Annotated in this window: 6 protein-coding genes; 3 read left to right on the forward strand and 3 right to left on the reverse strand. The window is 55.9% G+C overall.

Features of this window, described 5'->3' with window-relative positions; all coding sequences use genetic code 11:
• Positions 1 to 10 precede the first annotated feature (10 nt).
• Complete coding sequence (locus tag WW58_RS01050) at positions 11 to 1,276, forward strand: protoporphyrinogen/coproporphyrinogen oxidase (protein WP_046434558.1); 1,266 nt, start codon at positions 11 to 13, stop codon at positions 1,274 to 1,276.
• Positions 1,277 to 1,559: 283 nt separating this feature from the next.
• The gene (locus tag WW58_RS01055) at positions 1,560 to 2,450 is read left to right on the forward strand and encodes a hypothetical protein (protein ID WP_046434561.1); all 891 of its coding nucleotides are present in this window, start codon (positions 1,560 to 1,562) and stop codon (positions 2,448 to 2,450) included.
• 132 nt (positions 2,451 to 2,582) lie between these two features.
• On the opposite strand, the gene WW58_RS01060 is transcribed toward WW58_RS01055, so the two are convergent.
• Positions 2,583 to 4,241 (reverse strand): sulfatase family protein, encoded by a 1,659-nt coding sequence (locus WW58_RS01060; RefSeq protein WP_046434563.1) that lies wholly within the window; start codon positions 4,239 to 4,241, stop codon positions 2,583 to 2,585.
• Positions 4,242 to 4,328: 87 nt separating this feature from the next.
• Here WW58_RS01060 and WW58_RS01065 point away from each other — a divergent pair, with 87 nt between their 5' ends.
• Positions 4,329 to 6,227, forward strand: a complete 1,899-nt coding sequence (locus WW58_RS01065) for a RecQ family ATP-dependent DNA helicase (protein WP_046434565.1) — start codon at positions 4,329 to 4,331, stop codon at positions 6,225 to 6,227.
• On the opposite strand, the gene WW58_RS01070 is transcribed toward WW58_RS01065, so the two are convergent.
• Both WW58_RS01070 and WW58_RS01075 read right to left on the reverse strand, forming a co-directional pair.
• Positions 6,224 to 7,420 (reverse strand): glycosyltransferase, encoded by a 1,197-nt coding sequence (locus WW58_RS01070; protein WP_046434567.1) that lies wholly within the window; start codon positions 7,418 to 7,420, stop codon positions 6,224 to 6,226. The two genes, WW58_RS01065 and WW58_RS01070, sit on opposite strands and share 4 nt — an antisense overlap.
• The coding region (locus tag WW58_RS01075) for a glycosyltransferase family 4 protein (RefSeq protein ID WP_046434569.1) at positions 7,417 to 8,076 on the reverse strand (660 nt) is incomplete at its 5' end. The genes WW58_RS01075 and WW58_RS01070, both read right to left, overlap by 4 nt.

The raw sequence follows: 8,076 nt of genomic DNA on the forward strand, positions 1-8,076 counted from the left end.
TTTTTATCCCATGATGAAATATGCTGTGATCGGAGCCGGGGTTTCCGGATTGTCCATGGCCGGAATGTTGCTGAAGAAAGGGCATGAGGTGGTCGTTTATGAGAGGGGTTCCCGGCCCGGCGGCCTGATTAAATGCACGGAAGTACAGGGGAACCTGTATCATCGTGTGGGCGGCCATGTGTTCAATTCCCGGCGGCAGGAAGTGCTGGACTGGTTTTGGTCCCGGTTTGACAGGGAGCGCGATTTTGTTTCCGCCCGGCGACGGGCTGTCATTTCCCTGGAGGGCGGGGATGTGGTGGATTATCCCATTGAGAACCACCTCGACCAGTTTCCCGAGGCCGTCCGTTCCTCCATCGTCCATGAGCTGCTGGAACTTTACAGGAATCCTCCCGCGGAGCCCCGCTCCCTGGGTGAGTTTTTTCTGAACCGTTTCGGAAAAACCCTGAACAACCTTTATTTCACGCCGTACAATAACAAAGTGTGGAGGCAGGATATCAGCCAAATTGCCATGGATTGGCTGGAAGACAAGCTTCCCATGCCGAGCGTGGCGGAAATCCTGTTGAACAATATTGGGCACATCAATGAAAGCGCCATGGTGCACAGTTCTTTCTTTTATGCGAAAAACGGCGGTTCCCAGTTTCTGGCGGATACGCTGGCTCGCGGCCTTAAGGTCAGGTACCGGCAGGAAGCTGTAAATATCCTCCCGAAGGACGGGAAATGGCTCGTGCAGGGAGAATTGTTTGACAGAGTCGTCTTTACGGGGAATGTCAGGCAGCTTGGGGATTGTTTCCCCTGCGTGGATGAATTGCGCCCGTTTTTCCCCCGGATTTCAGAATTGCGCTCTCACGGAACCACTTCCGTGCTTTGCCGGATTTCCCCCAATGATTACAGCTGGATTTACATGCCCTCTCCGTCCCACCGTTCCCACCGGATCATTTGCACGGGGAATTTTTCCAGAAATAATAATAACGGGGACATCACCACCGCGACTATTGAATTTTCCGAGCAAATGACGGAAGGGGAAATCAGGCGCCAGCTGGAGCTTATTCCCTTTTCCCCTGTGTATCTGGCCCATCACTGGGAAGAATATACCTATCCCGTTCAGGATGCTTCCAGCCGAACCCTCATACGGGAACTAAAGGAGCGCTTGGAACCGAAAGGCATTTATTTATTAGGCCGTTTTGCGGAGTGGGAATACTACAATATGGATGCGGCCATTGGCGCGGCTCTTGATTTGGATAAAAGGCTGGCAGCGGAGCAGATGCCACGGGGATAAGTCAAATTCTGGACATTGTGGTGTATTTGAACGGGGGATTGTAAATCCGCCTGTTTTTAAAAAAGTTTAGATATAGTTATAAAAAGATAACTATAAATAACTTATCGTGTTGAATGGTTTTTTGGTAATTAAAAAAATCCTGTTTCAATCCGTGGTTCCATGCACGGAGATGATTCTCCGTTAAAGTTTTCCATTGACAGCGGATTTACAACTCGTTATAGGTACGGACGCAGAAGATGTGTTCCCGTTTTTAGGGACATGGTTTCCACCGGAATCTGGGAGTATGGCTATCCGTTATTGTTCTTTCGCGACCCGCGGCTATCATTTGCGGCAATGGATGCAGATGATGAGCCTGAGGCTGGCGGATTCCTCAGTGGAGTTGTCCTGTTGGAATCTTAATCGCCTGGAGAGGGAAGGAATCAGGGAAGCTATTCCATGGTTTGACCCGAATTTACAGGGTGCCGGGTTTTGGGTATGGAAACCCTTCATCATTCTCAAGGAGCTGGAACATTTGGAGGAAGGGGATTACCTGCTTTATACGGATGCGGGGCGCCCGCCGGGGAGGCTTTTCCATCATTCCTTGGAGCCGTTTGTCCAATGGCTCCGGGAGAAGGGGCAGGATATGATGCCGGGCGTGAATATTTCCTATTATACGGGAGGCCTTACGCGGTGGTGCAAGCAGAGCGTTTTTGATGAATTGAAGCTGGATAGCGGGTATTTTGAACAGGCTCCCCTGATTCAGGGCTCCTTCCTTTTCTTGAAAAAATCGGAACAAAGCCTCCGAATTCTCCGTGAATGGATGGATTTGTGCCGTCAGTTCAAATTGGTGTCTTCCGCCACTACGGAAGAAGAGAGCCGTTGCCGCGATAATTTTGTAGCTCATACGCACGATCAGACGCTGCTGTCTCTCGTGGCGGCGCAACATCATCTGGACTGCCTGTATTCCGGGAAGGGCGTCATTCATCTGGAAGGCCGCCGGGCGTTTGAGCGGCATCCCGGTTTTGACGACAAGGACCCGGACCGGTTTTTGGAAGAGCTTGGCGCAAAGAAAGCGGAGCATCCCTTAATGCCCGTGCTTTGCTGCATGCAACAGGCGTTTTTCCTGTATGAAAAAGCCATGAATAAATTGATGAAGCTGGCGGGCTTGAGACCCCTCCGCGGGTTTTACGGTTGATGGACGGTTGTGTGCGGAAGGGGAGTTTGCCTGTTTCGGCCTCCGTGACGGATCTCTCCGGCCTGCTATGGACGAAAATAAAAAAAGCGCCGGAAAAACCGGCGCTTGGAAAGGTAGTTTCCCGTGTGGCTTTTACCAGGAAGCGTCGAATTTGGGGATAGGCGTTCCTTTGCCTCCGGGGCTGTTTTCCGGAACTTTATAGGTTTTGCGCAGTTCGTGGTAACGCTTCTTGAGCTGTTCCACCGTAGCCTTGTAGGCAGGATCGTCAATGACGTTTTTCATTTGCATGGGATCCTTTTTCATGTCAAAGAGCATCCATTCGCCGCTGGTCCAGATGTAGGAAAGCGTGTAGCGGTCCGTCCGGATGCCGTCGTGGCGCGGGGCGTTGTGTTCGCCGGGATTTTCGTAAAAACAGTAGTAAATGGCATCCCTCCAGTTGTCGGGAGTTTTGCCCGTGAAAGCGGTGGGAAGCAGGGATACGCCCTGGAAGGTATTCATGTTTTCCGGAGTGTCCGCCCCTGCCGCAGAAACGATGGTGGGAGCGTAGTCGATATTCTGCACCATGGTGTTGTTGCGGATGCCCGCGGGAATTTTGCCGGGCCATCTCATGATGAGGGGCATGCGGAGGGATTCTTCAAAAATCCAGCGCTTGTCGTACATGCCGTGTTCTCCCATGTAGAACCCCTGGTCTCCGCAGTAGATGACCAGCGTGTTTTTCGCAAGCCCCTCTTTGTCCAGATATTCCATAAGGCGGCCGATGCTGTCGTCCACGGACAGAAGGCATCCCAGATAATCCTCCATGTAGGCATGCCACTTCCATTCCGCAAACGCTTTCGGGTCCTTCAGTTTTCCGGATTTCATGCCGTCCACCAGGGATTTGGTGCGCTTGGCGTAATAGTCCGTCCAGGTTTTCTTTTCTTCCGGAGTCATGCGGTTCAACTCGCCCAGGTCCCAGCCGTAACCGGGGGAAACGATGCTTTTGCGCATCTCTTCCGGAACCTGGTCCTTAAGCACTTTGAGGTCGGAATAAATCGCCATGTGATTGGCGACGGTCTGCTGGTTTTTCTTCAGGAATTCCGGACGGTTGGCATAGTCGTCATGGAAGTTGGCGGGCGGCGTCATGCTGGAAGTGTCCACCTTGCCCAGGTGGCGCAGAGCAGGGCACCAGGCGCGGTGGGGGGCCTTGTGGCCCACAACGAGCAGGAAAGGCTTGTTCTTGTCCCGGTTTTCCAGCCACTGGATGGATTTGTCCGTGACCACGTCCGTGGCATATCCGGGAAAACGCTTTGTCTGGCGTTTGCCGTCCGGCTTGAGGCTGATAAAGTCCGGATTGTAGTAGCTGCCCTGGCCGGGGAAGATTTCCCACGTGTCGAACCCGGTGGGATTTGATTCCAGGTGCCATTTGCCGAAAAGGCCCGTCTGGTATCCGGCTTTCTGCAGCATTTTCGGGTAGGTGGGCTGGGAGCCGTCCAGCGGTCTTTGTCCGTTGAAGACAAAGCCGTTCATGTGGGAATGCCTGCCGGTCAGGATGCAGGCGCGGGAGGGGCCGCACAGGGAGTTGGCGCAGTAGCTGCGGTCAAAAACCATGCCTTGGCGTCCCAGTTTGTTGAAATTGGGCAGGGCCACGGGGGAATCATTATTGCCGGTGCCCAGCGTCTGGTAGGCGTGGTCGTCCGTAATGATAAAGAGGATATTCGGTTTTTTATTTTCCTCAGCTCTGGTTTGGGCTGAAAGGGGAGCTGCCGCCAGCAGGGCCAGAGTTCCGGCGATGATGGTTTTCAAAGGTCTCATATTGCCTGGAGGATATAGGATGACGGCGCCGTGTCAATGTCATAGGATTCCTTTTGCCGGGATTCTGCATTATGGTATTTTTGCCCCATGCTTTCCTCTGCTCTGGAAGACACGCTGCGTTTGTTCGGCAAGGAACGGTTCCGTCCCATGCAGAGGGAGCTTGTGGAGTGCGCGCTGGAGGGCCGTTCCTGCATCGGTATTTTGCCTACGGGTTCCGGCAAGAGCCTTTGCTATCAGATTCCGGCGGTGCTTGGAAACGGGCTGACGGTTGTGGTTTCTCCGTTGATTGCCCTGATGCGCGACCAGGTGGCGGGTCTGGAAAAACTGGGCGTGGCCGCCGCCAGGTATGATTCGACCCTGGCGGAGGAAGATAAGGCCTCCCTGATGGACAGATTGAAGTCCGGAGGCGTCCGCCTTCTGTTTGCCGCTCCGGAGTCTCTGGAATCCCCGTGGATTCAGCGGGCCATGGAGCTTGTTCCCCCCGGCTTGTTCGTGGTGGATGAGGCCCATTGCCTTTCGGAATGGGGGCACAGTTTCCGTCCGGATTATCTGGGGCTGCCCGTTTTTTTCAGAAAGCACGGGTTCCGCAGCGTCATGGCGTTGACGGCCACGGCTACGGAGCGGGTGTGCCGCGATCTGGCCGGCCTGTTTGGCGTGAGTGATGAATGTATTTTCCGGGCTGCGCCGTACCGTGCGAATATCTTCCGCCAGGTGGAAACGTTGAAGGATCAGGATAAGACCGCGCGGCTGGTTGAATTGTTGAAAGAGGGAGGCCGCCGTCCTGCCGTGGTGTACACGCGGACCCGCAAAGATGCGGAAAACCTTTCCTACGAATTGGGAAAAGCCGGTTTCTCCGTCAAGTCCTACCATGCGGGCATGCCCCCGGAGACGAGGGGGCTGGTTCAGGATGAGTTTCTGGCAGGTACGGCGGACGTGCTGGTGGCGACGATTGCCTTCGGCATGGGGATTGACAAGCCGGACGTGCGTTCTGTGGTGCATTACCACCCCCCCGCCAGCCTGGAGGCGTATGTTCAGGAATCCGGCCGTGCAGGACGCGACGGCCTTCCTTCCTTCAGCCTGGTGATGTTGTCCGCCCGCGACAGCGTGGCCGTAGTCAACCGGCTGCATGCGGCGGAGCCGGACCGGCACGGCATGAAAGGGCTGGTATCCCTGTTGTCCCGCAGGGGGGAGCACATTGTTTCCCTGTATGAGGCTTCCTCCGTTTATGATTTGCCGGATGTGGCGGTGGACCGGATGCTGTTTGACCTGAAACGTTCCGGTTCCGTACGGGAGAAGGGGACGGGGTTCAAGTATTACAGGGTGCGCCCTCTGTTCCGGATGGAGGAAATTCTGTGCGGCCGCGGCGGGGAGGAATGCGCCCGGCTGCAATGGATGGATATGCGCCGGCAGGGAGAGGTGGAGGATCTGGCTGTGGAATGGGGAATTTCATGGGAAGAAGCCGTCGCCTGGCTTGGTGACCTGGCCCTTTCCGGGGAATGGAAAGTGGAGCTGCGCCAGGCAGCCCTTCATTTGTATTCGGAAGGATTTGACGCGGAAGAGGCTGCGGAGGAATTTGCGCAGTATTTTTCCAGATCCCGGTTGAACGGGCTGGAACGCTGGAAAACCTGCGTTTCTACGCTGACGTCTTCCGCCTGCCTGAATAGAAGCCTGGATGCCTATTTCGGTTTCCGGGACCTGTCCGGACCTTGCGGGCATTGTCCTGCGTGCTGCGGGATGTTGCCTGCGGCCATGGAAGAAGAGGAACTCCCCCCGTTACCGGAAGAGCTGCGCTCCGCCGTCATGGAGCTGGCGGGGCAGAGGAAGCCCGCGCTGGCCCGCCCTTCCCAGTTGGCGCGCTTTCTGCTGGGACTGGCTTCCCCCGCGGCCATGCGCGCCCGGTTGTGGAGCCATCCTCTCTACGGGGCGCTGGCGGACAGGAAATGGGAGGATGTGTGGATTGAGGCGCATGCCCTGTCGGGTAGTTAGAGGCCGGTTTTTCCCCCTTGGGCGGCTTCATAGGCGGCAATAATGCGTTTGCAGGAATTTTCCGCATGCAGCAGGGAACACCAATAGCGGGATATTTCCTCCGGGTCGCGTTTTCCGGAGTCCCAGGCGCGGATTTCTTCCAGAAGCGCCCCGGAGAGGCTTTCCGGAGAATCGTCCGGGCTGAGTGTGCCTGAATCATGGGAAACGTACCATTGCAGGCAGTTCAGCTGAGGCGTGAGGCGGGGCCCTACGACAGAGGCCCCGGCGCACAGCGCTTCTGCGGAGGCAAGGTGCGTGCTTTCGGATAGGGAGGTGCAGAGACTGATTCTGGCCAGGGATTGTTTCTTTTGCAGCTCAATGTTTGGGATATAGCCGGCCAGATGAATCCGGGTGCGAAGGGGCTCCGGAAGATTGCCGTGCCATTCCCGGAGAAAGTCAGGAATATTGCCGTAAATTTCCGCTTCCCAGTGCGGGGCGTGGGCAAGCGCCTGTTCCAGCGTGGACATCAGCAGGCAGGGGCGTTTATAGAGAAGATCGTCCCAGCGGCCTACGGCCATAATGATGTTGCGCTTCTCTCCTGCAAAGCGGCAGGTGGAAGAAATGGGGGGGGGAACCAGAGCCAGTTTCCGGACGATGGATTTTCCATAGAGCCATTCCCTATCTGCAACGGATTGGAGGGCTGACGGAATGGGGAAGGTGACCATGTCCCCTGAGTCCAAATGTTTTCTGCGCCCCCTGCTGGCGAGGTTCCATGTGTGTTGTTTCAGAAGGCGCAGCAGGAAAAAAGCGGAACCTTTGATTTTCCCGTGGGTGAAGACGTCTTTGGTGTACATATTTTCCGCGATGGGAAGCCAGTATTGCCACGGGAAGAACAGCCCGGAGGAATCCATGTATACTACCAGAAAAATTCCCGCTTCATGGATGGCTCTGGCGATAGGAAGGTATTTTCCCATTCCCCAGCCGTACAGGATCAACCCGTCAATACCCAGGGATTTCCACCAGACGGGGTCTTCCAGGTTGGCGTATTCCGTGCGGATGAGATCGGGCTCATCGTTTTCCTGGACAGGTGTGGGCATGATGGCTCTGCTCTCCACTCCGATTCTCTGAAAGGCCTTGCAGAAAGCGCCTGAATCACGGGAAAAGAAAGTATGGTCCCCTTTGAAGGAAACGGGCGTGCATGTATACCATTTCATGATGTTGGTGGGGTGGAAGATGAATGGAAAACGCGGAGCTCGCCAAGAAGGGCTTCCATGGACCGGAGCCATGCGGCGGGGGAGTATGTGGAGGACAAAAGTTGTTGCCCGTGCGCGCCCATGGCCGGCCAGCGTTCTTCTTGCTTCAGGGCGGTGTGCAGCGTCTCCGCCAGGGATTCCGCGGAAGGTTCCTGTGCAATCCAGCCATTCCTGCCGTGGGTGATGAGCTCCGGCAGGCCGCCGTTCGGGGTAACAATGACGGGCGTGCCGTGGAGCCATGATTCCAGGACAACCATACCGAAGGTTTCCTCCCAGAGGGAGGGCGCTACGGAGAGGCCGCAGGCGGCGCGGACGGCTCCTTGTTCCTCATGGGGAATGAACCCGGTCAGGCGGATGGATTCAAGATGGCGGGAAGAGATATAACGCTTCAGTTCTCCGCGCAGGGGGCCGTCTCCCATCAGGTAGAGAATGCGACCGGGGGGGGATAGGAGTTCCCACGCCTGAACCAGTTGCAGGACTCCTTTTTCCTGCGTCAGGCGTCCGGCGTAAAGGACGTCTCGGCGGGGCTGGTCGGCGGCAGGGGCGGGGTTTTGCCGGATGAAATGTGGAATAACCCTGATTTTATCCTCCGGTATTCCGGTTTGGATGAGAAGTTC

Source organism: Akkermansia sp. UNK.MGS-1, from assembly GCF_000980515.1.
In the GTDB taxonomy this organism is placed as follows: domain Bacteria; phylum Verrucomicrobiota; class Verrucomicrobiia; order Verrucomicrobiales; family Akkermansiaceae; genus Akkermansia; species Akkermansia muciniphila.